At 65.3% G+C, this 25,356-nt stretch carries 26 protein-coding genes and 1 pseudogene; 16 read left to right on the forward strand and 11 right to left on the reverse strand.

What is annotated here, in order from left to right; genetic code table 11:
* Positions 1-151 precede the first annotated feature (151 nt).
* A complete protein-coding gene (locus NLR35_RS09295; RefSeq protein ID WP_257166268.1) occupies positions 152-943 on the reverse strand; it encodes an enoyl-CoA hydratase/isomerase family protein in 792 nt (263 codons plus the stop codon).
* The gene (locus NLR35_RS09300) at positions 940-2,061 is read right to left on the reverse strand and encodes a cyclic nucleotide-gated ion channel (protein ID WP_257166529.1); all 1,122 of its coding nucleotides are present in this window, start codon (positions 2,059-2,061) and stop codon (positions 940-942) included. Before NLR35_RS09300 ends, NLR35_RS09295 begins: the two co-directional genes overlap by 4 nt.
* Before the next feature lie 298 nt (positions 2,062-2,359).
* Here NLR35_RS09300 and NLR35_RS09305 point away from each other — a divergent pair, with 298 nt between their 5' ends.
* From NLR35_RS09305 to NLR35_RS09320, 4 genes are all read left to right on the forward strand, one after another.
* Positions 2,360-3,028 (forward strand): Crp/Fnr family transcriptional regulator, encoded by a 669-nt coding sequence (locus NLR35_RS09305; protein ID WP_257166269.1) that lies wholly within the window; start codon positions 2,360-2,362, stop codon positions 3,026-3,028.
* A gap of 19 nt (positions 3,029-3,047) precedes the next feature.
* Positions 3,048-3,929 (forward strand): DUF6537 domain-containing protein, encoded by an 882-nt coding sequence (locus tag NLR35_RS09310; protein WP_257166270.1) that lies wholly within the window; start codon positions 3,048-3,050, stop codon positions 3,927-3,929.
* Between the two features lie 299 nt (positions 3,930-4,228).
* Complete coding sequence (locus NLR35_RS09315; protein WP_257166530.1) at positions 4,229-4,579, forward strand: DUF3307 domain-containing protein; 351 nt, start codon at positions 4,229-4,231, stop codon at positions 4,577-4,579.
* Between the two features lie 117 nt (positions 4,580-4,696).
* A complete protein-coding gene (locus NLR35_RS09320; RefSeq protein WP_257166271.1) occupies positions 4,697-5,089 on the forward strand; it encodes a hypothetical protein in 393 nt (130 codons plus the stop codon).
* Between the two features lie 12 nt (positions 5,090-5,101).
* Here the strand turns inward: NLR35_RS09320 and NLR35_RS09325 are convergent, their stop codons facing one another.
* Positions 5,102-5,422 carry a YkgJ family cysteine cluster protein gene (locus NLR35_RS09325; protein WP_257166272.1) on the reverse strand — a complete coding sequence of 107 codons (321 nt, stop codon included), beginning with the start codon at positions 5,420-5,422 and terminating at the stop codon, positions 5,102-5,104.
* Positions 5,415-6,113, reverse strand: coding sequence for a YafY family protein (locus NLR35_RS09330; RefSeq protein ID WP_257166273.1), 699 nt, complete (start codon positions 6,111-6,113; stop codon positions 5,415-5,417). The genes NLR35_RS09325 and NLR35_RS09330 overlap by 8 nt, the downstream gene beginning before the upstream one ends.
* A 218-nt stretch (positions 6,114-6,331) precedes the next feature.
* Here NLR35_RS09330 and NLR35_RS09335 point away from each other — a divergent pair, with 218 nt between their 5' ends.
* The gene (locus tag NLR35_RS09335) at positions 6,332-7,060 is read left to right on the forward strand and encodes a glutathione S-transferase family protein (protein ID WP_257166274.1); all 729 of its coding nucleotides are present in this window, start codon (positions 6,332-6,334) and stop codon (positions 7,058-7,060) included.
* A 170-nt stretch (positions 7,061-7,230) separates the two neighbouring features.
* Here NLR35_RS09335 and NLR35_RS09340 read toward each other — a convergent pair whose 3' ends face one another.
* Positions 7,231-7,863 (reverse strand): pyridoxamine 5'-phosphate oxidase family protein, encoded by a 633-nt coding sequence (locus NLR35_RS09340; RefSeq protein WP_257166275.1) that lies wholly within the window; start codon positions 7,861-7,863, stop codon positions 7,231-7,233.
* A gap of 120 nt (positions 7,864-7,983) precedes the next feature.
* Between NLR35_RS09340 and NLR35_RS09345 the strand changes: the two genes are divergently transcribed.
* Positions 7,984-8,868 carry a LysR family transcriptional regulator gene (locus tag NLR35_RS09345; protein ID WP_257166276.1) on the forward strand — a complete coding sequence of 295 codons (885 nt, stop codon included), beginning with the start codon at positions 7,984-7,986 and terminating at the stop codon, positions 8,866-8,868.
* 190 nt (positions 8,869-9,058) lie between these two features.
* On the opposite strand, the gene NLR35_RS09350 is transcribed toward NLR35_RS09345, so the two are convergent.
* Positions 9,059-9,472 (reverse strand): PaaI family thioesterase, encoded by a 414-nt coding sequence (locus NLR35_RS09350; protein WP_257166277.1) that lies wholly within the window; start codon positions 9,470-9,472, stop codon positions 9,059-9,061.
* A 408-nt stretch (positions 9,473-9,880) separates the two neighbouring features.
* Between NLR35_RS09350 and NLR35_RS09355 the strand changes: the two genes are divergently transcribed.
* The 4 genes from NLR35_RS09355 (at position 9,881) to NLR35_RS09370 (ending at position 13,491) form a co-directional block, all read left to right on the forward strand.
* The gene (locus NLR35_RS09355; RefSeq protein ID WP_257166278.1) at positions 9,881-10,900 is read left to right on the forward strand and encodes a TRAP transporter substrate-binding protein; all 1,020 of its coding nucleotides are present in this window, start codon (positions 9,881-9,883) and stop codon (positions 10,898-10,900) included.
* A gap of 279 nt (positions 10,901-11,179) precedes the next feature.
* Positions 11,180-11,689: a TRAP transporter small permease gene (locus NLR35_RS09360; protein WP_257166279.1), complete on the forward strand. Its 510-nt coding sequence runs from the start codon at positions 11,180-11,182 to the stop codon at positions 11,687-11,689.
* A gap of 6 nt (positions 11,690-11,695) precedes the next feature.
* On the forward strand, positions 11,696-13,015 hold the full coding sequence (locus NLR35_RS09365; RefSeq protein WP_011924125.1) for a TRAP transporter large permease: 1,320 nt from the start codon (positions 11,696-11,698) through the stop codon (positions 13,013-13,015).
* Positions 13,012-13,491: a DUF3237 domain-containing protein gene (locus NLR35_RS09370; RefSeq protein ID WP_257166280.1), complete on the forward strand. Its 480-nt coding sequence runs from the start codon at positions 13,012-13,014 to the stop codon at positions 13,489-13,491. The genes NLR35_RS09365 and NLR35_RS09370 overlap by 4 nt, the downstream gene beginning before the upstream one ends.
* Before the next feature lie 338 nt (positions 13,492-13,829).
* Here NLR35_RS09370 and NLR35_RS09375 read toward each other — a convergent pair whose 3' ends face one another.
* From NLR35_RS09375 to NLR35_RS09385, 3 genes and pseudogenes are all read right to left on the reverse strand, one after another.
* On the reverse strand, positions 13,830-14,156 hold the full coding sequence (locus tag NLR35_RS09375) for a hypothetical protein (protein WP_257166281.1): 327 nt from the start codon (positions 14,154-14,156) through the stop codon (positions 13,830-13,832).
* Between the two features lie 531 nt (positions 14,157-14,687).
* Positions 14,688-15,293 carry a transposase gene (locus NLR35_RS09380; protein ID WP_257166282.1) on the reverse strand — a complete coding sequence of 202 codons (606 nt, stop codon included), beginning with the start codon at positions 15,291-15,293 and terminating at the stop codon, positions 14,688-14,690.
* A gap of 91 nt (positions 15,294-15,384) precedes the next feature.
* Positions 15,385-15,651 (reverse strand): annotated as a pseudogene (locus NLR35_RS09385) (transposase); the annotation flags it as partial.
* Between the two features lie 787 nt (positions 15,652-16,438).
* Here NLR35_RS09385 and NLR35_RS09390 point away from each other — a divergent pair.
* From NLR35_RS09390 to NLR35_RS09415, 6 genes are all read left to right on the forward strand, one after another.
* A complete protein-coding gene (locus NLR35_RS09390; RefSeq protein ID WP_257166283.1) occupies positions 16,439-17,239 on the forward strand; it encodes a crotonase/enoyl-CoA hydratase family protein in 801 nt (266 codons plus the stop codon).
* A gap of 1 nt (position 17,240) precedes the next feature.
* Entirely contained in the window at positions 17,241-19,142 is a 1,902-nt protein-coding gene (locus NLR35_RS09395) for a feruloyl-CoA synthase (protein ID WP_257166284.1), read from the forward strand.
* Positions 19,143-19,168: 26 nt separating this feature from the next.
* A complete protein-coding gene (locus NLR35_RS09400; RefSeq protein WP_257166285.1) occupies positions 19,169-19,933 on the forward strand; it encodes an SDR family NAD(P)-dependent oxidoreductase in 765 nt (254 codons plus the stop codon).
* Positions 19,934-20,149: 216 nt separating this feature from the next.
* Positions 20,150-20,569, forward strand: a complete 420-nt coding sequence (locus tag NLR35_RS09405; protein WP_257166286.1) for a thioesterase family protein — start codon at positions 20,150-20,152, stop codon at positions 20,567-20,569.
* A 213-nt stretch (positions 20,570-20,782) separates the two neighbouring features.
* On the forward strand, positions 20,783-21,928 hold the full coding sequence (locus NLR35_RS09410; protein ID WP_257166287.1) for an ABC transporter substrate-binding protein: 1,146 nt from the start codon (positions 20,783-20,785) through the stop codon (positions 21,926-21,928).
* 97 nt (positions 21,929-22,025) lie between these two features.
* Positions 22,026-22,832 (forward strand): shikimate dehydrogenase, encoded by an 807-nt coding sequence (locus NLR35_RS09415; RefSeq protein WP_257166288.1) that lies wholly within the window; start codon positions 22,026-22,028, stop codon positions 22,830-22,832.
* Positions 22,833-22,861: 29 nt separating this feature from the next.
* Here the strand turns inward: NLR35_RS09415 and NLR35_RS09420 are convergent, their stop codons facing one another.
* Positions 22,862-23,587 carry an ABC transporter ATP-binding protein gene (locus NLR35_RS09420; RefSeq protein WP_257166289.1) on the reverse strand — a complete coding sequence of 242 codons (726 nt, stop codon included), beginning with the start codon at positions 23,585-23,587 and terminating at the stop codon, positions 22,862-22,864.
* Positions 23,584-25,353, reverse strand: a complete 1,770-nt coding sequence (locus tag NLR35_RS09425) for a branched-chain amino acid ABC transporter ATP-binding protein/permease (protein WP_257166290.1) — start codon at positions 25,351-25,353, stop codon at positions 23,584-23,586. Before NLR35_RS09425 ends, NLR35_RS09420 begins: the two co-directional genes overlap by 4 nt.
* Between the last annotated feature and the right edge of the window lie 3 nt (positions 25,354-25,356).

A 25,356-nucleotide genomic window follows, 5' to 3' on the forward strand; every position in this document is an offset into this window, starting at 1 on the left:
GTCTCCGCCCAAAGCCAAGCTAGCTACGGACAAAAGGCTGTCAACCGCAAATTGGACGTTTAAGTCGATAGTTCGTCCAACGTGTGTCGGCACACCGGCTGGATACAGCCGGATGTATGCAAAATCACTCAGGAAAAACCACTCATTGCGCTCAAAAACGCGGCGTTCGCTTTTCTGCAAACGATCTCATGCCTTCGCGAATTTCGTCGCCGCTCAGGCTGTCCTGATGTCTGCGGCGAGCCGCCGCATCATCGAGCGCGCCGCGGGCAAACTCGTTGATCGCGCGCTTCATGCCGCGCATGGCGGCGGGGGCGTTGCCGGCAAGCTGCGTTGCTAATCGGTCCACCTCGGCATCGAGCGCGTCGGCCGCAACCATGCTGGTCAGATAGCCGATGCGCAGCATCTCGGCCGCGCCGATCTTCTCGGCCGTGAGGAACAGGCGTTTGGCATTGTCGGCCCCGAGCCGGGAGACGTAGCGCTTGATGCCGTTCGGATAGTAGTGGAGCCCGAGGCGCGCGGCGGGCATGAACATCTCTGCCGTGTCGATGCCGATCCGGAAATCGCACGCCAGCGCGAGGTCGGTCGAGCCGCCATAGACCCCGCCATTGATCCGGCAGATCGTCGGCAGCGCCAGGTCTTCGAGCCGGTCCGCAACCGCTTCGAAGGACGGCCCCGCGCCGCCGGCCGGGCTCGTCTCGGCGCTGCCGATCGAGCCGAGATCATAGCCGGCGCTGAAGGCCCGGCCTGTTCCGGTCAGGATCAGCACACGCAGACTGGCGTCGGCCTCGACGCGATCGAACAGGCCGATCAGTGTGCCCAGATCTTCCGACTGCAGCCGGTTGAGATGGCGCGGACGGTTGAGCCGGATGGTGGCGCGCGGGCCCTCGATGCTGAGAAGCGGCGGGCTCGGCGCGTCGTCGACGGGGGTGATCCGGTTTGTCATGTCCTGTTCTCGTTCTCCAAGGCTCGGCGCTGGGCTTCGGCATCGATGCTCTGCACTAGGTCGGGGTGTCGTGCCATCAGCACGCGAAAGTCGACGAGGTCGAGGACCAGCAGCTTGGACAACGTCGTCGTCGTGATGTTGGCCGAGCGCAGGCTGTTGCCGAGCAGGGCCATCTCGCCGAAGAAGGCGCCTTCTCCCAGCCGGACCTTCTTGCCGGGCAGCTCGACCTCGACCTCGCCGGCGGCGATGAAATACATGCAGTCGCCCGGCGTTCCCTTGCGGATGATGGTGATGCGGGGCGGCAGGTCGATCGTGCGAAGCATCTCGGTGACGTCGGCGATCGTCGATGGTCCGAGGGTGGCGAAGAATGGCACCCGTCCGACCAATTCCCACGTTTTCAGGAAGTTCTCACGGCGGGTCTCCGTGGCGAAGCTGGTGGCCAGGATACCGGTCCACAGGCCGAACACGCCGAGGCCCGAGATCATCACCATGGCGGCCACGAGCCGCCCCAGCGGCGTGATCGGCACGACGTCGCCGTAGCCGGTGGTGGTGAGGGTGACCACGGCCCACCACATCGCCGAGGGAATGGTGCCGAAGGTGGCCGGCTGCGCATCGTGCTCGAGCGCATATTCGGCGACCGAGCCGAGAAACAACACCAGGAGGAACAGCACCAGCACCGACAGCAATGGCCGCGCTTCGACCACCATCACCCGGCGAAGCCGGCGAAGGCCGGGAACGCCCGGAATGACTTTGAGGACCCACGCAGCTCCCCACAGCCACGCCGTCCGCGCCGGGACTCCGGAGACGAGCGCGACCGGGACGGCCACCGCGGAGACCGTGTCGAGCAGGCCGCCGCCCAAGATGAGGTAGCTGGCAAGCCGGCGCGTTCGCGCCGCCCGCTGAACCCGAATGGTCCATTCGACGACGAAGAAGCCAAGGCATGCCCATAACAGGGCGAGGATCCATACGCCTGCGGCAGCAAAGACCGGGTCGACCGTCGACAACACGACGCCGCTCACGCCGAGCAGCACGGCCATGTTGGCGGCCCCGGTCATGTTTCGTCCGGCCGACGCCTCGATGAATGCCGCCAGGGCGGGCATGGGCTGCGGTTTGGTCATCGGAGGCGGGAGCCCGTCACTGTTTCCAAGCCGCAGGGGAGTAGCGGCGGCGCCAAACTGCCCCGAGCGGGGAACACGCGTCAACGATGCCGGGGGCGTGGCGGCGAAAGCTCGCGAACAGGCGCGCATTGCGGGCGGTTTCGAGCCGGGAATTTTCAGGTCTCGGCTCGAATACCGGTTCAAACGTCGTCTGTTGGCCGTATAGCAGAAGGCGGCGTAGACACGCTAAACTAGCCGATGCAAGGCCGGGCCTCAGCGTCCGCTCACCTCGCATCCCCTCAGAGTCTGGTTGATCCCGATGGATACCTCACACCTGGTCGAACATGCAGGCGCCGCCGGCAGCCTCTTCGCATCGATCTTCGTGGTCGCCACGCTGTCGATGCGGACGATGATTCCGCTGCGGGTGTTCGCCATTCTCACCAACATCGTCCTGATCGCGACCGCGGTCCCGATGCACAATTACCCGGTTCTCATCCTCCACGGCGTGCTGCTGCCGCTGAACAGCTACCGGCTGCACCAGATGCTGCAACTGGTCCGGGACGTGAAGCAGTCGGTCAACAGCGACCTCTCCATGGAATGGCTGAAGCCGTTCATGACCGAGCGCAAATGCGGACCCGGCGAGGTGCTGTTCTACAAGGACGAGAAGGCCGACAGCATGTACTACATCGTCAGCGGCCGTTTCCGCCTGGTCGAATCGGGCATCGAATTGCCGGTCGGCGCCATCGTCGGCGAGTTCGGCATGATCTCGCCGTCCAATACGCGCACACAAACGCTGGAATGCGTCGAGGGCGGGCTGATCCTGTCGGTGTCCTACGACCAGGTCGAGCAGCTCTACGTCCAGAATCCCGCCTTCGCCTTCTACTTCCTGCGCCTAGCCAGCGCCCGGCTGTTCCAGAACATCGAGACGCTGGAGCGGCGGCTGGCGCAGCAGGCGGCGGCCGCCGCGCCCGTCGCCAAATCGGCCTGATCCGGGAGCCTTGAGCCCAGTGGAAAGCGTCCGGTCCTCGCTGCAATATCTGCTCTCCGACTTCATCGGCGAGGCCGAGGGCGAGCCGCCTTTTCTACCCGAGGGCCTGCCGGACGCGGCAGCGCCGGCCGTGAGCGAGGGTATCCATCTCCTGATGGACTATCAGGGCGCGAGCTACGCGCAGCTCTATGTCGATCGCATCAAGCGGTTCGTGCGCAGATCGGACGTCGATGCCGCCATGCTGGGCGAGATCGCGCATCACCTGGCCGCGCGCATGGCCTATGAGGACCTGATCCGGATCGCGCAGTTGCGATTGATGAGCCTCGATACGGGGCGCCGTCCGGGCGGACGGGACACTGACGACATCAGGCGGTTTCGGCTCGACGAAATGCTCGGTGCCTTGCCGCAGGCGGTTGCTGATTCGATGTCGACGGGCTTCGAGCAGATCGGCTGGCTCGGGCGCCGCCGGATCAAGGTCCGTTTCTCGGTCCGGTCGCGCTTTGCGGTGCGGCGCCTCAGGCTGATGGCTGGGCTGCGGCGCTGGCGGCTGCAATCGGTCCGCTATGCCGAGGAGCGGGCCTGGGCCGAGCGGTGGCTGCACATGATCGCGCGCGCCCTGGACAAACAGCCCGCAGCGGCGCCCGCCGTGATCGACACGGCGACGATGATCCAGGGGCAGGGCGACGCCTACCGTCAGGGGCTCGCGGATTGGCATGCCATCATCGATGGCCTGGCCAAGCCGACCTTCGACGGCGTGCTGCCGATATCAGATCTCGCCGCCGCCATCGCCGAGGCTCGCGCCGTCGCGCTGGCGGAACCCGGGCAGGGGGCCTTGAAGCGGACCATTGCGCAGATCCGCGCGCGGGCGCTGCCGGCGCCGAGCAGCAACGCGGCAGAATGAGTCGGTGCTGCGGTCGCGCCTCGACGCCCGCAGATGGACCGCCAGGCAGGTAACCTTACCTCTCGCGGAAAGTGTGGGAAGGGTAGCAGGGTGCGCTTTGAGGTTCCCTTTCGCGTGCAATTCGGCGGCAGAGATGTCATAAGCGTCGCATACGCGTCGAATTGGCCGGGTATTCTCATCAGATTGCGCTGAACGCCTCCAGTTCCCGGTGCGTCCAAGGGTTAGTCGTAGCGAGAGCGTCAGCTTTGTCTTTTCCCGCTTTGTCGTCGCAGGTCCCGGTTGGTGCGCTGGTCGGCTGGATGCTGCTGCTCACCTTCAAGCACATCATCGGCGACTTCGTGCTGCAGAACGCCTGGATGGCCTATGGCAAGGACCAGCGGAAAGGCTGGGCGCTGCCGCTGCTGGTGCATTGCCTGATCCATCTCGCGGTGGCGATGGTGCTGATCCTGATCGTCGCGCCGAAATTCTGGTTCGTGGCGGTGATCGACTTCGCGATCCACATCACCATCGACCGCATCAAGGGCATCTGCTCGTCCCGCTTCGGCATGACCATCGAGCATCCCTGGTTCTGGACCCTGATCGGCGTCGACCAAGCGCTGCATCACCTCACCGGCTTCGGACTCTCGATCTTCATGGCGGCGAACGGCTGAGAGGCCTGCGCGGAACCGCCAAGGTGCGGCTGCTGGCCGGTGTTATGCCCGCTGTCGAACATGGTTAACCCCGCGTTAGCGATTCGCGTTGCATCCTTCATACAAGAGGATCAACCGATGCTTCCAAGCCGTAGTGCCTTCGACAGCGATGCCTGCCCGGTCGGCGAGGAACTTCTCGGCGCGCTGTATCGCGCCGACGAAAACGGATTGCCTGCGCTGGTCGAGAGCGTGTCGGCTGATGTCCGGGCGATGCTCGCACTGTTCTGCTATCGGCGGACCCATCTGCATTCACTTGCGCTGGCGATCGCCTCGACCTGCACCGAGTACGATCTGACGCAGTTCGGCGGACGCGTCGGCACCGCGCTCTACGCGCAGTCCCGCGGCAGCAAGAGCGGGCGGGTCAGCCCGCTGTCCACCAAGAAGCCGATCTCGCTGTCGACCAAGCCGCTGTCGGCCGTGGCGCCGCTCGACGATGACCTCGACGACGATCTCGCGCCCGTCACCGCCTGAGCCTGGTCCTGCTCACGGCAGCGCCGGCAAGCCGAACTTGCGCCGGGCCATCGCGCACTCATCATCCCCCGGCATGCAGATCCGGCACACTTCGGGGCGAACAGCGTAGATCCGGCAGGCGACGGCGCGCCCGATCTCGCCGTTTAAGGCGCAGCAGCGGTCGTTCTCGCAGCGCATGCCGGACAGCCGCTCATTGACAAGCTCGGCGGGAATGAGATCCAGCGTCTCATCCTCCTCGATCGTGAAGCGCGGCCAGTTCGACGAATAGGCGCAACATGCGCCGCAGCTTTGACAGGGGCTGCTGTCAGTTGCATCCGACATCGGCTCAGACATCTTTGGGAACCTCCCAAACCAGGCTGCGTCGCCATTTCGCGCGCAGTGCCTCGCGCCGCTCGGGATATTTGTCGTCCAGGTAGGTTGCTTCCACCACCCGGTCCGTCCTGAAGCTGCGGAAGTCGCGGCGCAGCTCGCACCAGGCGGCGAGGATGCGCACCGCGTCGTGATAGCCGATCGCGATCGGCCAGATCACGCGTTCGCTGTCGCGGCCCTGCTCGTCGCGATAGCGCAAGCGGATCTTGCGGCCCTCGTGGATCTGCGAGCGCGTGCGCGACATGTCGATGTGGTCGGGCTCGCGGCTCCATGGCCGCGGCGCGCGGCTGGCCGGCTCCAGCACGAACGGCCTCAAGCGCTCGGGCACGGTGTCGGCGATCTTGGCCATCAGGTCCTCGGCCGCCCGCGCCAGCACCGGATCGGCATTGACCGACACCCATTGCGCGCCGAGCACGGCCGCCTCGATCTCGTCCGGCGTCAGCATCAAGGGCGGCAGGTCAAAACCCTTTTCGAGGATGTAGCCCATGCCGGCCTCGCCACGGATCGGCACGCGCTGGCCGATCAAGGTGGCGATGTCGCGGTAGATCGTGCGCTTCGACGTCTCCAGCTCGGCCGCGATCGCATCCGCCGTCAGCGGACGGCGTGTGCGTCTCAGCACCTGGATGATCTGGAACAGCCGGTCGGCGCGTCTCATGATGTGTCCCCGCGGAAGCGATCGCCCCGCTGCTGCTGACACGATGTTGGCAGCAGCCCGTCCTTATACCGGGCCAACAACAGGATTGAAGGGGTGATGTCGATGATGATGTTTTATGGCCTTGGCCTTGCCACCACGCTACTGCCGCTGCTGACACCATGGTGGCAGCAGCATGTGCGTAGCTTCCGGCGCCTGCTCAGGAAGTCGGGAGTGCCGTCATGATCACGTTGTTCGGTTTGGGCGCGGGCTTCGGCCTGCCGGAGATCAGCCCCTTCGTCACCAAGACGGAGGTGCAGCTGAAGATGGCGGGCCTCGCCTATCGGAAGCAGCGGGCGATGCCGCCGGCCTCGCCCAAGGGCCAGCTGCCCTTCATTGATGATGGCGGCGCGCTGATCGCCGACTCCACCTTCATCCGTGCTCACATCGAGCGCAAATACGGCTTCGATTTCGATGCCGGACTGGACGTGCATGCGCGCGCCCAGGCCTGGGCGTTCGAGCGCATGATCGAGCACCATCTGTACTTTGCGCTGGTCGGCGCCCGCTGGGTCGATCCCGCCAACTTCGCCAAGGGCCCCGCGCATTTCTTCGACGGGGTGCCGGCCGACCGTCGGGAGAAGCTGCGCGAGGACGCGCAGTTCCGCGTCGCCGAGAACTACCTGATCTCCGGCCTCGGCCGCCACGCGCCCGACGAGGACATCGATCTCGCCGCACGCTCGCTGCGCGCGCTCTCGGTGCAACTTGGCGACCGCCGCTATCTGATGGGCGACCGTGCCTGCGGCACCGACGCGACGGCGTTCGCAATCATCGCCGGCATCCTCACGCCGTTCTTCGACTCCGAGCTGCGCCGCCGCACCGAGGGCTTCGGCAACCTAGTGGCCTATGTCGATCGCATGATGGCGCAATTCTATCCGGAGTTCGACTGGAGCCGGGCGGCCGAGGCTGCGTGATTTGAGCCCCACCCACCGTCATTCCGGGGCAAGGCCGCAGGCCTTGAACCCGGAATCCCGAGGTTGTCTTGCGTTCCAACGACTCGAGATTCCGGGTTCGATCATCCGGGCGCGGATGATCGCCCCGGAATGACGACCAAGCACAGTCCACAGCGCCGATGACGCAAGACTTAGTCAGAGGGCGCCCCTTCGCCCTTCAGTCTCGCCAGCTCCGTCTCCAGCTCCGCAATCCTGGCATCGCGGACGGCCAGTGCTTCAGCAACGTCACCCGCGTCGAACTTCTGCGGGATGTGCTGCGGGCAGTTGGTGTCCCAGGCCTCGATCGTGAACAGGATCACCTGTTCGGGCCGCGCCTTGTAGCCCCTCGGCATCAGCGCCGCCGTCAGCGCCGCGTCATCCTCGACCACCTGCGCCGTACCCCAGATCTTGACCCGGCGGCGATGCGCGTAGTCCATCACGAAGATGTAGGCCCGCTTGTTCTCCGACAGATTGCCTTGCGTGATGTACTGCTTGTTGCCGCTGTAATCGGCAAATGCGAGCGTCCGGCTGTCGAGCACCTTGAGAAAGCCCTTCGGCCCGCCGCGATGCTGGATATAGGGCTGGCCGTCGACTGATGCGGTGGCGAGATAGAAGCTCGTGGCTTCGGCAAGTCGGCCGGCGAGATCGGCATCGACCTCGTGACGAAAGCCGCGGGTCTGCTCGACATGCGCATAGCTCTCGCGCGATCCCTTGCGGGCCTGGATCGCCTTGGCGGCGGGTGAGAACATGACGTCGCCGGGTGCGCGGAAATCCGTCTGGGTCATCGCAATGACTCCTTGTCTTCTGCGGCTGTCACTGCCGCCATGCCGCCAATATGGTGCCAAACCCCACCGGAAATAATCCGACGCCTTGACACTGGATCATTGCAGATGCTGCAATGATCCATGGACCGCATCGACGCCATGCAGGCCTTCGTCACCGTGGCCGATCTGAACGGCTTTGCGCCGGCGGCGCGGCGCATGAAGCTGTCGCCGTCGGCGGTGACGCGCCTGATCGCCGCGCTCGAAGAGCATCTCGGCGTCCGTCTGCTGCAGCGCACGACCCGCTCGGTGACGCTGACCGATGCCGGCCGGCGCTATCTTGAACGGACCAGGCGCATCCTGGCCGATCTGGAGGAAGCCGAGCTTGCCGCCGAGAGCGAGCGCCTGCAGCCGGCGGGCCGGCTGGTGGTCTCGGCGCCGGTCGGCTTCGGCCGGCTCCATGTCGGTCCGGTCATGGCCGCCTATCTGAGCCGCTATGCCGAGGTCGCGGCCGAGCTGCGCCTCGAGGACCGCCAGATCAACCTGGTCGAGGACGGCGTCGACTGCGCCGTGCGGATCGGCCATCTCGACGATTCCACGCTGGTGGCTCGCCAGGTCGGCAGCATGCGCCGGATCGTGGTCGGCGCGCCCGCCCACTTCAAGGTGCATGGCGAGCCGCGGGCGCCGGAGGCGCTGGCGAAGCACCAGACCATCCAGTTCGGCCCGACCGACGAATGGCGCTTCGTCAAGGACGGCAAGGAGCTGCGGATAGCGGTGAGCCCGCGGCTCGTCACCAACAACGCCGATGCTGCGATCCAATATGCCGAGGCCGGCGGCGGCGTGACGCGGGTGATGGCCTATCAGGCCGCGGAGATGCTGCGGGCGGGCCGGCTCAAGCGGGTGCTGACGAAGTACGAGCCGCCGCCGGTCCCGATCCACATCGTCTTTCCCAGCTCCCGGCTGCTCTCGGCCAAGGTCCGCGCCTTCATCGACCTGGTCACCACGACCTGCGACTGGCGCTTCGGCTGAGGCCGCGTCGTCACCACACCCCGTCATTCCGGGGCAGGGCCGATAGGCCTTGAACCCGGAATCCCGATATTGTCTTGCGCCCGTTCTTCATCATGTCGAGATTCCGGGTTCAATCGACAACGCGCAGAGGCGCGTTGCCGATTGCCCCGGAATGACGGAAGGACGCGACTTCGCCCATCAGTAGGGGGCATCATTCCTTCTTCGGCACCACGCGAAACGTCGCATTCGCCCGCGCGATCACGGCATCGTCGGCGAGCACCAGGCTCTGCACGAAGCACACCGTGCGGCCGCTCTTGATGACGTCGCTCTCGACGCTGAGCCACTGTCCGATGCCGGCGCTGCCGATGTAGTCGACGGCGAGATTGATCGTCACCAGCGACATCTCCCAGCCCAGTGCCTGGGCGCAGCTGTAGCCCATCGCATTGTCGGCGAGCGAGGCGATCAGCCCGCCATGGATCAGGCCGCGCGAATTGGTGTGCGGCGTGGCCAGCCGCAGGCCGAGGATGACGGCCTTGTCGGTCGTCCTCGCATAGAGCGGCTCCCAGGGATCGGTGAACGGGCTCTTGCGGACATGCGGCTCGAAGCCTGAGGGGATGCTGCTCATGCGCCTCTTGATCGTTGCTGGCGATGCCCACAGTCAACGACGTCTCCGCGCATTTTGCACCGCCTACAAAGTTTCAAACGTGTTTTGCGCCGGTGTTTGAAACGGTGCGCCCCGACGCCCGAGGGAGCGATGGCGCACGATGTCGCAGGGCCGCGCGCCCTCCCGGCAATTTCGCGGTGTGCCGATGCAGCCGTGCAATTTCGGGTGCACTCGAGATGCTTAACGTGTTAATGAATTGGTCGCGCGACTGCAACTTTCGTCTGCCAGACTTGCGCTGGCCGGCGCGATAGGCGCAGGCTCGCGCGTGCAGCGACGGCAGCTCTGCCGTCACGCTTGCAATGATGGTTATATGCTATAACAATGAAGCAAAGGGCCCTCGAAGGCCCACGATGGAAGGAGAGGATCCCGATGAGGAAGACGCTTCTGGCGTTGGCGCTGGCTGCCGGTGTGACCACCCCCGCGCTCGCGCAGGACAAGACGTTCGATCTGAAGATTTCGCACTGGGTCCCGGCCAGCCATCCGCTGCAGAAGGCGCTGGAGGATTGGGCCGCGTCGGTCGAGAAGGCCTCGGGCGGCACCATCAAGGGCAAGGTGTTTCCCGCGCAGCAGCTCGGCAAGGCGTTCGACCATTACGACATGGCGCGCGACGGCATCGCCGACGTCACTTATGTGAACCCCGGCTATCAGCCCGGCCGTTTCCCGATCATCGGCGCCGGCGAGCTGCCGTTCCTGGTCTCCGACGCCAAGGGCGGCTCGGAAGGCCTGGACGCGTGGTACCGCAAATATGCCGAGAAGGAGATGAAGGACGTCAAGTACTGCCTCGCCTTCGTCCACACGCCCTCGGCCTTCCACACCCGCACCAAGAAGGTCGTGCTGCCCGAGGACGTCAAGGGCATGAAGATCCGACCGGCGGACGCGACCATCGCCAATTTCGTCACCCTGCTCGGCGGCACCAATGTGCAGTCATCAGCGCCTGAAGTGCGCGATATCATCGAGCGCGGCGTCGCCGACGGCGTGACCTTCCCCGCCGGCTCGCTGGTGCTGTTCGGCGTCGACAAGGTCACCAAGTTTCACATGGACGCGCCGTTCTACGTGACGACCTTCGTGTTCGTCATGAACAAGGACAAGTACAACCAGATGTCGCCGATGCAGAAGAAGGCGATCGACGACAACTGCAACACCGAGACCGCCGGCAAGGTCGGCGAGCCCTGGGGCAAGTTCGAGGACGCCGGCGTCGACAAGATCAAGGCCGAAGCCGGCCAGGAGGTCTACAAGCTGACGCCGGAGCAGACCGCCGCCTGGAAGAAGGCGTCCGAGCCGCTCTTCAAGACCTGGGCCGACGGCGTCAAGAAAACCGGTGTCGACGCCGACGCCGCCATGACCGAGCTGAAGGCCTCGCTCGCCAAGTACAACGCCCTGGCGCAGTAGGTTCTCAATCGTCATCCAAGCTATCGCGCGGCCGACGGTGCGCCCCCTCTCCCCGTCCTTCACGGGGAGAGGGTCGGGTGAGGGGCAGCGGCACGGGAAGTGCTCGCGGCCAGACCTGTCCCTCTCCATCAGCATAGTGCCGGGCGGCTGCCCCTCACCCCAACCCTCTCCCCGCCCGAGCGAAGCTTCGCTTCGCCCTGGCGGGGAGAGGGAGCCCACCGCCCGCTGAGCGGCGGCTCGCTTAATCTCTCAGACGTTTGACTCTAGAACGGGGACGCCATGCAGCGCGCCTTCATGGACCGGATCATCGACGGCATCGAGTGGATCGCTGCGTTCTTCGTCGGCATCGTCGCGCTCGACATCTTCCTGTCGGTGCTGCTGCGCAACACGCTGAACTACGCGATCCCGGATTCGTTCGACATCGGCCGCATGCTGCTCGGCATCCTGATCTTCTGGGGCATCGCTGCGACATCGTATCGCGGCACCCACATCACGGTCGATCTCGTCTGGGGCAATGTCGGCCCGCGCTACCAGCGCTGGATCGACATCTTCGCCACCCTGGTGCTGCTGTTCGTCGTCACGGTGCAGACCTGGACCCTGTTCGACAAGGTGCGCGGCACCTATGAGGACAACGTCCTCACCTTCGACCTGCACATGCCGACCTGGCCGTTCTTCGCCATCGCCTGGATCGGCGACGTGTCGGCGGTGCTGCTGATCGCCATCCGAACCTATCGCCTGATCTTCCATCCCGAGGAGATTCATGACCCTCACGTCAAGCCCACGGAGTAGTGCCGCATGAGCACGGATGCGGTCGCCGTCATCGGCTTCGTTGCGCTGTTCGCCCTGATGCTCTTGCGCGTGCCCGTCGGCATGGCGATGGGGCTCGTCGGCGTCTCCGGCTTCGCCTATCTCGTCAACGGCACGGCGGCGCTGAAGCTGGTCGGCCAGACCTCGATGCGCACGGTCACGGACTACACGTTCGGCGTGATCCCGATGTTTCTGCTGATGGGAACGTTTGTCTCCAACTCCGGCATGAGCCGCGAGCTGTTCCGCGCCGCCAACGGTTTCGTCGGCCATCTCCGGGGCGGCCTCGGCATCGCGACGGTGGCAGCCTGCGGCGGCTTCGCCGCGATCTGCGGCTCCTCGGTCGCGACCGCCGCGACCTTTTCCGCGGTGGCCTATCCCGAGATGCGCCGCTTCGGCTATCCGCAGTCCTTCGCCACCGGCGTCATCGCCGCCGGCGGCACCTTGGGCGCGATGCTGCCGCCCTCGACCGTGCTCGCGGTCTACGGCATCATCACCGAGCAGGACATCGGCAAGCTGTTCATCGCCGGCATCATCCCGGGCCTGCTTGCGATGACCATGTACATGATCACCATCACGGTGATCGGCAAGGTCAGGCCGGACTTCCTGCCGAAGGGCGAGGCGCCGCCGTGGCGCGAGCGCATCGCCGGCCTGAAAGGCATCTGGGCGCCGGTGCTGCTGTTCCTGTTCGTGATCGGCGGCCTCTACGGCCTGCCCTTCCTGCCGCGCTTCACGCCGACGGAGGCCGGCGGCGTCGGCGCCACCGGCGCGTTCCTGATCGGCGTGTTCACGGGACGGCTGAACAAGGAAAAGATCCTCGCCTCGCTGCTGCAGGCGACACGCACCGCGGCGGCCGTGTTCACCGTGCTGATCGGCGCGCTGATCTTCGGCTACTTCCTGACGGTGACGCAGACGCCGCAGAAGGTGACGGAATTCCTCACCGGCCTTGGCCTCGGCCCCTACGGCGTGCTGGCGCTGATCATGGTGATGTATCTCGTGCTCGGCTGCCTGATGGACGCCATGGCGATGATCATCCTGACCGTGCCGATCATCTTCCCCGTCATCTCGCATCTCGGCTTCGATCCGATCTGGTTCGGCGTCATCATCGTGATGACCGTCGAGCTCGGCCTGATCCATCCGCCGGTCGGCATGAACGTCTTTGTCATCAAGAGCGTGGTGAAGGACGTGTCGTTCTCCACCATCTTCAAGGGCGTGCTGCCCTTCGTCGCCACCGACCTGATCCGCCTGGTGATCCTGATCGCCTTCCCGCTGCTCGCCACCTGGCTGCCGCAACAGATGATGAACCGATGACCACGCCCGTTCTCGAGACCCGCTACGTCTTCACCCTCACCGTCATGATCGGCGATGTCACGAGCGCCGGCGAGACCGGGATCGGCGTGCGCCGGATCATCCCGATCCATGGCGGCGAGGTGAAGGGGCCGGGCCTGAACGGCGAGGGCGTCAGCGGCAGGATCTGCAATTTCGGCGCCGACTTCCAGGTGATCCGTCCGAACGAACTGATCGACCTCGAAGCCAAATACGGCTTCGAGACCGACGACGGCGCCACCATTTATGTCGAGAACCGCGGCATCCGCTTCGGGCCGGTCGACCTGCTGCAGAAGCTCAAGCGCGGCGAGCCCGTCGACCCCAAGCTGATCTACTTCCGCACCCACCCGCGCTTCGAGACCGGCCACGACAAATATCGCTGGCTGATGGAGCACGTCTTCATAGGCTCCGCCGCCCGGCATGCGGATCGCGTCATCATCGACGTGCATGTGGTGCTGTAGGCCCCCTCGGTCCGCGACACTCACCGCTGTCGTCCCTGCGAACGCAGGGACCCATACCGCGGAATCTCTCGGTGAGGCATAACTCCCAGATATCGTCCCATGACGGCCGGTGGTTATGGGTCCCTGCGTTCGCAGGGACGACAGCGGAGTATGCGGATGCTCCGGTGGTCCACTCTCTGCCTCAGACCAAACCCATAAGATAATGCGTGGCTCCGACGGCCGGCGATACTGCTATTGAGTTACTCCGCCACGGCCGGGCTTGTCCCGGGCATGACGGAGTCACAAATTGGCAGACTGGTTGAGCGCGGAACGGCGCTCGAATTCGCCGAGACCGACGACTAATCCTCGTCGTCCCAATCCGCCGCCCGGCCATAGCCGCCATGGTCGCAATTGCGGTCGCGGTAGACCGGCACGTAGCGGTGACGTTCATAGCCGTAGCCGTCATACGCCGCGTCGCGATAGTGCGAGCGATAGACCGGCGCGGGCTCATAGGCTTGCGCTTCCGACGCGATGGCGCCGCCGACGAGGGCACCGACCAGGAGACCGCCGATCAGCGCCGCGTTGCGGCCGTCATGCGCCTGGGCCGGCGCCGCGCCGGCGAGCAGGGTGGCGGTCACGGCGAGTGCGGCAACGCCGCCAGCGAGAGAAGTCTTCAGCGAAACCATGGTCCCCTCCATTGGGAAGTGTGGTGACGGTGGATGTTCTACGTGGTCGGCTTTGAAGCCATGCTGAATGCGAAGTTGTCGGCCGTTCATGTGCGAAGTCGGCTGATGTCGGCCCGGCAGCCTGCGCCAACAACGGTGTCGTCCCTGCGAACGCAGGGACCCATACCGCGGAATCTCTCGGTAAGGCATAACTGCCAGTCATCGTCACACAAAGGCCAGTGGTTATGGGTCCCTGCGTTCGCAGGGACGACAGACAGCGGAGGGCTGCGAGATGTCAGTGGCCACAGGGTGGAGTGATTTTCGAAAAAAAGAAATACCTTGCGATTTTTTTTCGAAAATTATGGTTCTCTCCCGCCATCCCTTCCCAAGCTGAGCAACTGTCCTTTGAGGTAGGCCGGCGAACGGCCGGCCTCAAGGCTGGCGCGAGACGCGCCCCCGCCTTCGGCGGCTGAAGGCCTTGACCCCGTCCGCTCGCCGTCCTGTGGGCTTGGCGTGCGCTCGGTCGTCGACCGAGCGCGGCATGTCGCTCGATCAGCTCAACGCAACCCGTGACGGCTTAGGATTCCATTTTTCTCCGCGCGCGATCATCGTGTTGAGGATGATGATCAGCTTTCGCATGCACGCAATGAGCGCAACTTTCGGCTCCTTGCCCTTGGCAGTGAGGCGTTCATAGTAGGCCTTGAGTATCGGATTGTGCTGCGTCGCTGCGCCGAGACAGGGAAGGAACAGGCCGTTTCTTACCCAGCGGCGACCTCCCTTGATGTGCCGCTCGCCTCGACGCTTGCCGCTATCATCGTCGTAAGGAGCAACCCCGATCAGGGCGGCGGCGATCTCGTCGCTCACCTTGCCGAGTTCCGGCGCTCCTGCGATGAGGATCGCGGAAGTCGTGCCAGCAAGCCCCGGCACACTTTCAATGATCTCGGCACGCTCGGCAAATTCCGGTGTCTCCTTGACCTTGGCGGTGATAGCAGCTTCCAGCTTCGCAATCTGGGCAGCGAGCGTCTTCAACACCTGCGAATGGGCCTTCTGCGCCAATCCCGGCAGAACATGCTCGTTCTGGTTCTGCAACCGGGTTTTCAGATCCACCAGGTTCTTGCGCGCTTTCACCAGCCCCGCCAGTTCGCTCGCGAGCAGCATCGTAGGCCTGGCTTGGTGCCTCATCGAACGTCTCGGCGAACCAGGCAATCATCTCGGCATCGATCGTGTCGTTCTTCGCCAGTCGCCCCGCCGACAAGGCGAAGCTACGAACCCGTTTGGGATCAACGATCCGCACCTCGGCCTCGCGCAGCGTCTTGGCCCATTCGCGCTCATAGCCGCCGCTGGCTTCCATGACGGCCTTTGTCACCTTGTGCTTGCGAAGCAAGGCCACCAATTGGCGGTGCCCGTGCGAACTGCTCGGGAACGTCTGCCGTAAGCCGAGCTTGCGAATGCAGCCATCGACCTTGTCCTTGGCGACATCGATGCCAGCGACACCGTCTATAATTTGTGTCATCATTCACTCCCTTCCTTGCCTTGTATGGGCTCGAGGCCCTTGCAACTGTTCGGGTTGAGGAAGATCACCGGAGCTGTCCCTCGCTCTGATACAGGCTCTGCCGCGTTTGGGGCGTTACGGGCTCAGATCCAGCGACGGGCGGTTTTGCGAGAACCGCCCGTTCGCACATTCTGGCAGATCTAGAGTACACAAGGGGCGTTGCGCGCGATCGTCACGACACGCGGGGCGGGGAGCGGTGGCCGCGAGATTTCGCAGCGGGCTCGACCGGGCCTGCGGACGAACGGATATCTTGCGGACGTGAAGTCGCAGCGTCCTGATACCCCGATGCTGGTATTAACTCGCGACGAAGCTTCGCTTCGCGCGGGGATGGTGGCCAACAAGCCCGGCGCACCAGGGAGACTGCGTATAAGCGTGAAGACCATCGCGCAGGGAAGGCCGGGCGTTTCCCGGTTGCACCTGTGGTACCTGCCGCCTGCATTCTTGTTAGCAGGCGGGCCGCAGGCGCCAGCCGGCGCCTGGCCTTCCCTGCGCCCTCTGCACAAGAGGGTGAACGCTGAGCAAGCCCCGGGCGAGATTTCGCCGCGGGAATGCCCGATCATGTCATTTGCCTTTGCGCGGACACGTCCTACGATGCCGCCGCGACCCGGGCATGTCGTCGGTTCGCGCGCGCAAGGAGTCAGTTCGGCGCGGTTCTTTTCGCATTGCACAACACGATCTCAGGCGCCGCTTATTGACTCCCGCCCAGATCGTTATAAAACATAACTATTCTGAACAGGACACAATAGAGCCCATGGGAAACGCCGACACGACGCCGACAGGCGATCCGTCTCTGCTGCAGATCGAACAGCAGGGCGCCGTCCTGACCATCGGGCTGAACCGCCCGGCCAAGCGCAATGCGCTGAATGACGGCATCATCCTCGCGATCGGCGACTGCTTCACCAGCCTGCCCGACGACGTCCGCTGCGTGGTGATCCATGGCCTCGGCGACAATTTCTCCTCCGGCCTCGATCTCTCCGAGCTGCGTGAGCGCGACGCCACCGAAGGCCTGGTGCATTCGCAGATGTGGCACCGCGTGTTCGACCGCATTCAATATTGCCGTGTCCCGGTCATCGCCGCGTTGAAGGGCGCCGTCATCGGCGGCGGCCTCGAGCTCGCCTGCGCCGCGCATATCCGCGTCGCCGAACCCTCAGCCTATTTCGCGCTGCCCGAGGGCCAGCGCGGCATCTTCGTCGGCGGCGGCGGCTCCGTCAGGCTGCCGCGCCTGATCGGCGTCGCCCGCATGATGGACATGATGCTGACCGGCCGCGTCTACTCGGCGACCGAAGGCTCCTCCTACGGCTTCGCGCAATATCTGGTCGAGGCCGGCGCGGCGATGCCCAAGGCGCTGGAGCTCGCGGCCAAGATCGCGAACAACGCGCCGCTGACGAACTTCGCCGTGCTGCAGGCGCTGCCGATGATCGCGGAAGCCAATCCGCAGACCGGCCTGTTGATGGAATCGCTGATGGCCACCGTCGCGCAGAGCGACAAGGAGGCCAAGGGCCGCATCCGCGCCTTCCTGGATCACAAGACAGCCAAAGTGAAGCCGACGTGACATGACTGCGCAAACAACAAAAAGCACACAGGGAGGAACGGATACCACGGCGCGAAGCGCCAGTGTTCATCCGTTGCGCGCCATCTCTTTCAATGATCCCGTCGTCAACGTCGAACGCCGCGACGACGGCACCATCTATCTTCGGCCGACGCAGCCGCTCGGCGACTTCCCGCAGCGAATCACCGACCGGCTGCATCACTTCGCCAAGGAAGCGCCGGAGCGCGTGTTCATGGCCGAGCGCGTCGGCCCCGAGGGCTGGCGCGAGCTGAGCTATGGCACCTTGCTGGCGGCGAGCCGGCACATCGCCTCCGGCCTGCTCGCCCGCGGCCTCTCGCCGGACCGTCCGGTGATGATCCTCTCCGGCAATTCGATCGACCATGCCCTGGTTGCGTTCGGCTCGCTGTATGCCGGCGTGCCGTTCTGTCCGGTGTCGCCAGCCTATTCGCTGGTGTCGCGCGACTACGGCAAGCTTGCCTACCTGATGAAGCTGCTGACGCCGGGCCTGGTCTTCGTCGACGACGCCGACAAGTTTGCCGACGCGCTCATTGCCAACGTGCCGGAGGGCACGGAGATCGTGGCCTCGTTCGGCTCGGTGCCGGGCCGCAAGGTCACGATGCTGTCGGAGCTGATCGCCTCGCCGCTGTTCGCCGGCCTCGATGCTATCAATGACAAGATCGGTCCCGACACGATCGCAAAATTCCTGCTGACCTCGGGCTCGACGGGCAATCCCAAGGCCGTCATCAACACCCAGCGCATGATCTGCGCCAACCAGGTGATGATCCGCGAGACGCTCGCCTTCCTGAAGGACGAGCCGCCTGTGATCATCGACTGGCTGCCGTGGAATCACACGTTCGGCGGCAATCACAATATCGGCCTGACCTTGTTCAACGGCGGCTCGATGTATCTCGACCAGGGCAAGCCGGTGCCGGGCGGCATCGAGGAGACCGTGCGTAACCTGCGCGAGATCTCGCCCACGGTGTATTTCAACGTCCCCAAGGGCTACGAGTCACTGCTGCCGTATTTCCGCGAGGATCCGGGTCTGCGGAAGACGTTCTTCCGCCGGCTGCATGCGATGTTCTTCTCCGGTGCCGCGCTCGCGCCACACGTCTGGAACGAGCTCGATGAGCTCTCCGTGTCCGAGACCGGCTATCGCGTGCCGATGCTGACGGGCCTCGGCTCGACCGAGACGGCGCCGTTCTTCATGTCGGTCAATCCGCGCACCAGCCGCTCCGGCCACGTTGGTTTGCCCGTGCCCGGCAACGAGGCCAAGCTCGTGCCCAACAACGGCAAGATGGAGGTGCGCGCCAAGGGCCCGAACGTCACGCCGGGTTACTGGCGCCTGCCTGAAGTCTCGGCTGCGGCCTTCGATTCCGAGGGCTACTATCAGATGGGCGACGCGCTGAAGCCGGTCGATCCCAACGACTTCAACGCCGGCTTCGATTTCGACGGCCGCGTCGCCGAGGACTTCAAGCTCGCCTCCGGAACCTGGGTCTCGGTCGGTCCCCTCAGGGCGCGCTTCATCGCCGCCTGCGCGCCGCTGGCCCGCGACGTCATCATCGCCGGCATCAACCGCGACGAGATCGCCGCCATCGTCGTGCTCGATGTCGATGGCTGCCGCCTGATCAACGCCACCTTGCCGTTCGACGATCTCGCCGCCACCGCGGCGGATCCGCTGATCGTCGCCGCCTTCCGCGAGCGCTTCGCCAAATTCCTGAAGACGGCGACCGGCTCCTCGACGCGGATCACGCGCGCGGTGCTGCTCGGCGTGCCGCTGTCGATCGACAAGGGCGAGGTCACCGACAAGGGCTCGATCAACCAGCGCGCCGTGCTGGAGAACCGCAAGGACCTGATCGAGCGCATCTACGCGTCGACGCCGGACGACGACATCATCGTCGCCGGCTGATCAACGCTATCCAAGGGAGAGACGACATGTTGTTGAAGGATCAGGCCGCCATCGTCACCGGCGGTGCGTCGGGCCTCGGTGCCGCCACCGCGCGCAAGCTTGCAGCCCAGGGCGCGAAGGTCGCCGTGTTCGATCTCAACGCCAAGCTGGCAGAGGAGGTCGCGGCCGAGATCAAGGGCGTGCCGGTGGTCTGCGACGTCTCCGACGCCGCCGGCGCGGAAGCCGCCGTGGCCAAGGCGGTCGAGGCACTCGGCCAGCAGCCGCGCGTGCTGGTGAACTGCGCCGGCATCGGCGTCGCCAAGCGTGTCGTCGGCCGCGACGGCCCGATGGCATTGTCGGATTTCGAGAAGGTCATCAAGGTCAACCTGATCGGCTCGTTCAACATGCTCAGGCTGGTCACCAACGGCATGACCAAGCTGGAGCCGCAGGCGACCGGCGAGCGCGGCGTCGTCATCAACACCGCCTCCGTCGCCGCCTATGATGGTCAGATCGGGCAGTCCGCCTATTCGGCGTCGAAGGGCGGCATCGTCGGCATGACCTTGCCGATCGCCCGCGAGCTCGCACAATTCGGCATCCGCGTGCTGACCATCGCGCCCGGCCTGTTCCTGACCCCGCTGCTCGCCAACCTGCCGCAGGAGGCCCAGGACTCGCTCGCCGCCGCGATCCCGTTCCCGCGCCGCCTCGGCCACGCCGACGAATTCGCAGCCCTGGCGCTGCACATGGTCGAGAACCCCTACCTCAACGGCGAAGTCGTCCGCCTCGACGGCTCGCTGCGCATGGCGCCGAAGTAGGATTGATGAGCCCAACGGTCCCCGCGAACCGCGCTGCTCACCTCTCCCCGCCTGCGGGGAGAGGTCGGATTGCATCGCAAGATGCAATCCGGGTGAGGGGGTACAGGTCTCTCCACAAGCACTGCCCGTGCTGCTGCCCCTCACCCCGACCCTCTCCCCCTGAAGAACGGGGAGAGGGAGCGCACCAACGCCGCGGCGTAAAGTAAGGCAAACAACATGTTCATCCACCGCCGCGACGTGCAGATCCAGTGGGGCGACTGCGATCCCGCCAACATCGTCTACTATCCGCGCTACTTCGCGATGTTCGACGATGCAACCTCCGTCATGTTCGAGGCGGCCGGGTTCTCCAAGCAGGACATCGTCCGCCGCTACGGCCTGGTCGGCATTCCCATGGTCGACACCCGCGCGAAGTTCTACATCCCCTCGACCTATGGCGACTGGATCACGATCGAGAGCCGGATCGAGAGCATCAAGCGCTCGTCCTTCGACGTCACCCACAAGGTGTTCAAGGGCGAGGCGCTGGCCATCGAGGGCTTCGAGACCAGGGTGCTGGTCGGGCGCGATCCGGCCGACCCGGACAAGTTGAAATCGGCACCGTTCCCGGAGGAGATGCGAGCCAAGTTTCTCGGCGAATGAGCGGTGAGAATGGGTGCGACATGCGGCCGTCTTAAGGATGTTCAGCTGTCGTGCTTTGGTCGGATGGTGAGGCGTGATCTTCTCGTGTTCAATGCTATGATCACGGTGGACACCTATCAGCCGGCCAACTGGAAGACGTCCCGGAACAGGGGCGGGACTGCAAACAGGATCGGCGGATCACGAGCTGAACCGAAAAGATTGAGGGAGGATTTTATGAGGAAGGCCTATCTGGCTGCGGCTGGCGTCATCGCGATGCTCGCGTCGGCCCCGGCGCTGGCGCAGACCAGCGAGATCACCATCGGCATCACCACCACCACGACGGGACCGGGCGCCGCGCTCGGCATTCCCGAGCGCAACGCGCTGGAATTCGTGCCGAAGGAGATCGGCGGCGTGCCGCTGAAGGTGATCGTGCTCGACGACGGTGGCGATCCGACCACGGCGACCACCAACGCCCGTCGCTTCGTGACGGAATCCAAGGCCGACATCATCATGGGCTCGGCGCTGACCCCGCCGACCATCGCGGTGTCGAACGTCGCCAACGAGGCCGGCATCCCGCATTTCGGCCTGGCGCCGTTCCCGGTCACGCCGGAGCGGACTAAGTGGTCGGTGGTGATGCCGCAGCCGGTGCCGATCATGGGCAAGGTGCTCTACGAGCACATGAAGGCTCACAACGTGAAGACCGTCGGCTATATCGGCTACTCGGACAGCTACGGCGATCTCTGGTTCAACGATCTGAAGAACCAGGGCGTGCCGATGGGCGTCACCATCGTCGACGAGGAGCGCTTCGCGCGTCCCGACACGTCGGTCACCGGCCAGGTCCTGAAGCTGGTCGCCGCCAATCCGGATGCGATCCTGGTCGGCGCCTCCGGCACCGCGGCGGCGCTGCCGCAGACCGAGCTGCGCGAGCGCGGCTACACCGGCCTGATCTATCAGACCCATGGCGCGGCGAGCATGGACTTCATCCGTATCGCCGGCAAGGCGGCGGAAGGCGTGATCATGGCCTCCGGCCCGGTGATGTCGCCGGAGACCCAGGACGACAGCGCGCTGACCAAGAAGCCCGGCCTCGAGCTGAACAAGGCCTATGAGGGCAAGTACGGCCCGAACAGCCGCAGCCAGTTCGCCGGTCACTCGTTCGACGCGTTCGAGATCCTCAAGCGCGTGATCCCGGTGGCGCTGAAGACCGCCAAGCCCGGCACCCCGGAGTTCCGTGAGGCGATCCGCCAGGCGCTCCTGAGCGAGAAGGATCTGGCGGCCTCGCAGGGCGTCTACAACTTCACCGAAAAGGACCGTTCGGGCCTCGACGACCGCGCCCGCATCATCCTGACCGTGAAGGACGGCAAATACGTCCCGGCGAAGTGAGATCGCCAACCCATAGCAAATCAGGAAAGGCCGGCTCGGTGAGCCGGCCTTTCGGCTATTTGGACGTCAATCTTTGTCGTTTTCCCAGAGGCCCGCGATGATCTTCGCCCCCACCGGAGCCACCCGGCTCCACATCATCATCGGCGATCCCGTCGCGCAGGTGCGCGCGCCCGCCGGCGTCAGCGAAGCCTTCGCCGATCGCGAGAGCGACGCGATCCTGGTCGCGGTCCAGGTCGCGCCGGCCGATCTCGCCGACTTCCTGGCGACGATGACGCGGGTGAAGAACCTCGACGGCATCGTCGCGACGATCCCGCATAAATTCGCCTGCTATCGTGCCTGCGCGACGGCGACCGAGCGCGCGCATTTTATCGGCGCCGTGAACCTGATGCGACGGGATGCGAACGGCCAGTGGCACGGCGATATGGTCGATGGTCTCGGCTTCGTCGGCGCGGCGAAGGCGGCGGGATATGATCCCGCCGGCGTTCGCGCCTTGCAGATCGGAGCGGGCGGCGCCGGCTCGGCGATTGCGCTGGCGCTGATCGATGCAGGTGTCCGCGAGCTCGCCATTCACGACAGCGATCCGGGTCGGCGCGATGCGTTGATCGCGCGGCTCAATGAGCGAGGCAAAGGCCGCGCGATCGTCGGCAGCATCGATGCCGGGGGCTTCGATATGGTCGTGAACGCGACGCCTGCGGGGATGCAGCCGGGCGATCCCCTGCCGGTCGACATGGCGACGGTGAGCCCGTCAGCCTATTGCGGCTGCGTGATCACCAAGCCGGAGGTGTCACCGTTCATCGCTGCGGCGCGTGAACGCGGCTGCCTGACGGCGACCGGGACCGACATGTACCACGCGCTGGAGCGCGTGATGGTCGATTTCCTGCTATCGAAGGAGGCGCCATCCTGAGACAGCGCCTCACCTCATTTCCGTCGGGCTCAGCTCGCAGCCGTCTCGGCAAAGCCGAGATAGCTCGCCGCCACGCGCTGGTCGGTCGCGATCTCCGCGGCCTTGCCGTTGAGCACGAACTCACCAAGCTCCATGACATAGGCGCGGTCGGCGACCTTCAGTGCGGCCTTGGCGTTCTGCTCGACCAGCAGCACCGAGACGCCTTCCTCGCGCAGCTTGGCGACGATTTCGAAGATGCCGGCGACGATGATCGGCGCCAGACCGAGGCTCGGCTCGTCCAGCATCAGCATCTTCGGCGAGCCCATCAGCGCCCGGCCCATCGCCAGCATCTGCTGCTCGCCGCCGGAGAGCGTGCCGGCGAGCTGCTTGCGCCGCTCCTTCAGCTTCGGGAACAGCGTGTAGACGTGCTCGAAGCCGCGTGCCGCGTGCGCCTTGCTCATTCTGAAAGCGCCGAGCTGCAGATTGTCCTCGACGTTCATGGTCGCGAACAGCTCGCGATGCTCCGGCACCAGGCAGAGGCCGCGGGCGACGCGGTCCTCGATCTCGTAGCGGGCGAGGTCTTCGCCCAGGAAGGAGACGCGGCCCTTGAGCGGAAACACGCCCATGATGGCGCTGAGCAGCGTGGTCTTGCCGGCACCGTTGGCGCCGATGATGGTGACGATCTCGTTCTCGGCCACGGTGAGCGAGACCGAGCGGACGGCCTCGACCTTGCCGTAGGAGACGTGGGCGTCAGTGACTTCCAGCAGGGTGCTCATGCGGCGGCTCCGAGATACGCCTTGATCACCTCGGGATTGGTCTTGATCGCGGCAGGTGTGCCCTCGGCGATTTTGGTGCCGAAATCGAGCACCACGATGCGGTCGGCGAGATCCATGACGAAGCCCATGTCGTGCTCGACCAGCAGCACCGACATGCCGCCGGCCCTGAGGTCGCGCAGCAGCGCGGCGAGGCGCTGCTTCTCCATGTGGCGCAGGCCCGCGGCGGGCTCGTCGAGCAAGAGCAGCATAGGATCGACGCACAGCGCGCGGGCGATCTCGACGATGCGCTGCTGCCCCAGGGACAAGGAGCCAGCGAGCTGGTGCATCTGGTCGCCGAGGCCGACGCGCTCGATCTGGCGCGCGGCTTCCGCGAGCAGCTTGGCCTCGTCGGCGCGGTCGAGCCGGAACATGCTGGAGAGCGCGCCCGAATGGCCGCGCAGATGCGCGCCGATCGCGACGTTCTCCAGCACGGTCATGTCGGGCACCAGCTTGACGTGCTGGAAGGTGCGGGAAATGCCGAGCTTGACGACATCCTGCGGCGGCGCGTTGCCGACGGCCTTGCCGAGCACCGAGATGTTGCCGGAAGTCGGCGGCAGCACGCCGGTGATCAGGTTGAAGGTCGTGCTCTTGCCGGCGCCGTTAGGGCCGATCAGCGCGACGATCTCGCGGGCCTGGACGTCGAAGGAGACGTTGTTGACCGCCACCACGCCGCCGAACTGCTTGCGCGCGTTGTCGACCTGCAGCAGCACGTTCGGGGCGGAGGACGAGCGCACGCGCGCTGGCAGTTCGATCGAGGTGTCCGGCTTCTTCGCGACGGGCTTGAATGGCAGCCGCGATGTCAGCCACGGCCACAAACCGGTCGGCGCGAGCTGCAGCAAGGTGACGAGGAGGATGCCGAACACGATGGTCTCGAGCTGGCCCTCGCCATGCAGCAGCAGAGGGAGGTAGCTTTGCAGGATCTCCTTCAGGACCACGACGATCGCAGCACCGAGCACGCCGCCCCAGACATAACCGGCGCCGCCGACCACCGCGACGAACAGATATTCGATGCCGGCCTGGGCGCCGAACGGTGTCGGGTTCACGGCGCGGGCGAAGTGCGCGTAGAGCCAGCCGGAGAGGCCGGCGAGCACGGCCGCGTAGATGAACACCAGCAGCTTGGCGCGCGGCGAATACACGCCGAAGGCTTCGGCTGCGATATGGCCGCGGCGCAGCGCGCGGATGGCGCGGCCGGTGCGGGAGTCCAGCAGGTTCATCGTCAGCAGCGCGGCAATCAGCACGGCGGCCCAGATCGCATAGTAGATCGTGCCGGGATCGAGCATCTTGAGGCTGCCGATCGACAGCGGCGGGATGCCGGAGACGCCGTCATTGCGCCCGAGGAAGGCGAGCTTGCTGAAGAGATAATAGAGGCCGAGGCCCCACGCGAGCGTGCCGAGCGGCAGATAGTGGCCGGACAGCCTGACCGTGACGAGGCCGAGCAGCACGGCCGCGAGCCCGGAGACCAAGAGCGACAGCGGCAGGGTCAGCCACGGCGACACGCCGTAATTGGCCGACAGCACCGCCGTGGTGTAGGCGCCGAAGCCGACGAAGGCGGCCTGGCCGAACGAGGTGAGGCCGCCGACGCCGGTCAGCAGCACCAGGCCCATCGCGACCAGCGCGGAGAGGCCGATATTGTCGAGCAGCACGATCCAGAACGGCGGCACGCCCGGGATGAACGGAACAGCCGCGACGAGGACGGCAAAGACGATGAGAGGCCAACGCTCGCGCACGGC

It is taken from the genome of Bradyrhizobium sp. SRS-191 (assembly GCF_024586915.1).
Lineage (GTDB): Bacteria > Pseudomonadota > Alphaproteobacteria > Rhizobiales > Xanthobacteraceae > Bradyrhizobium.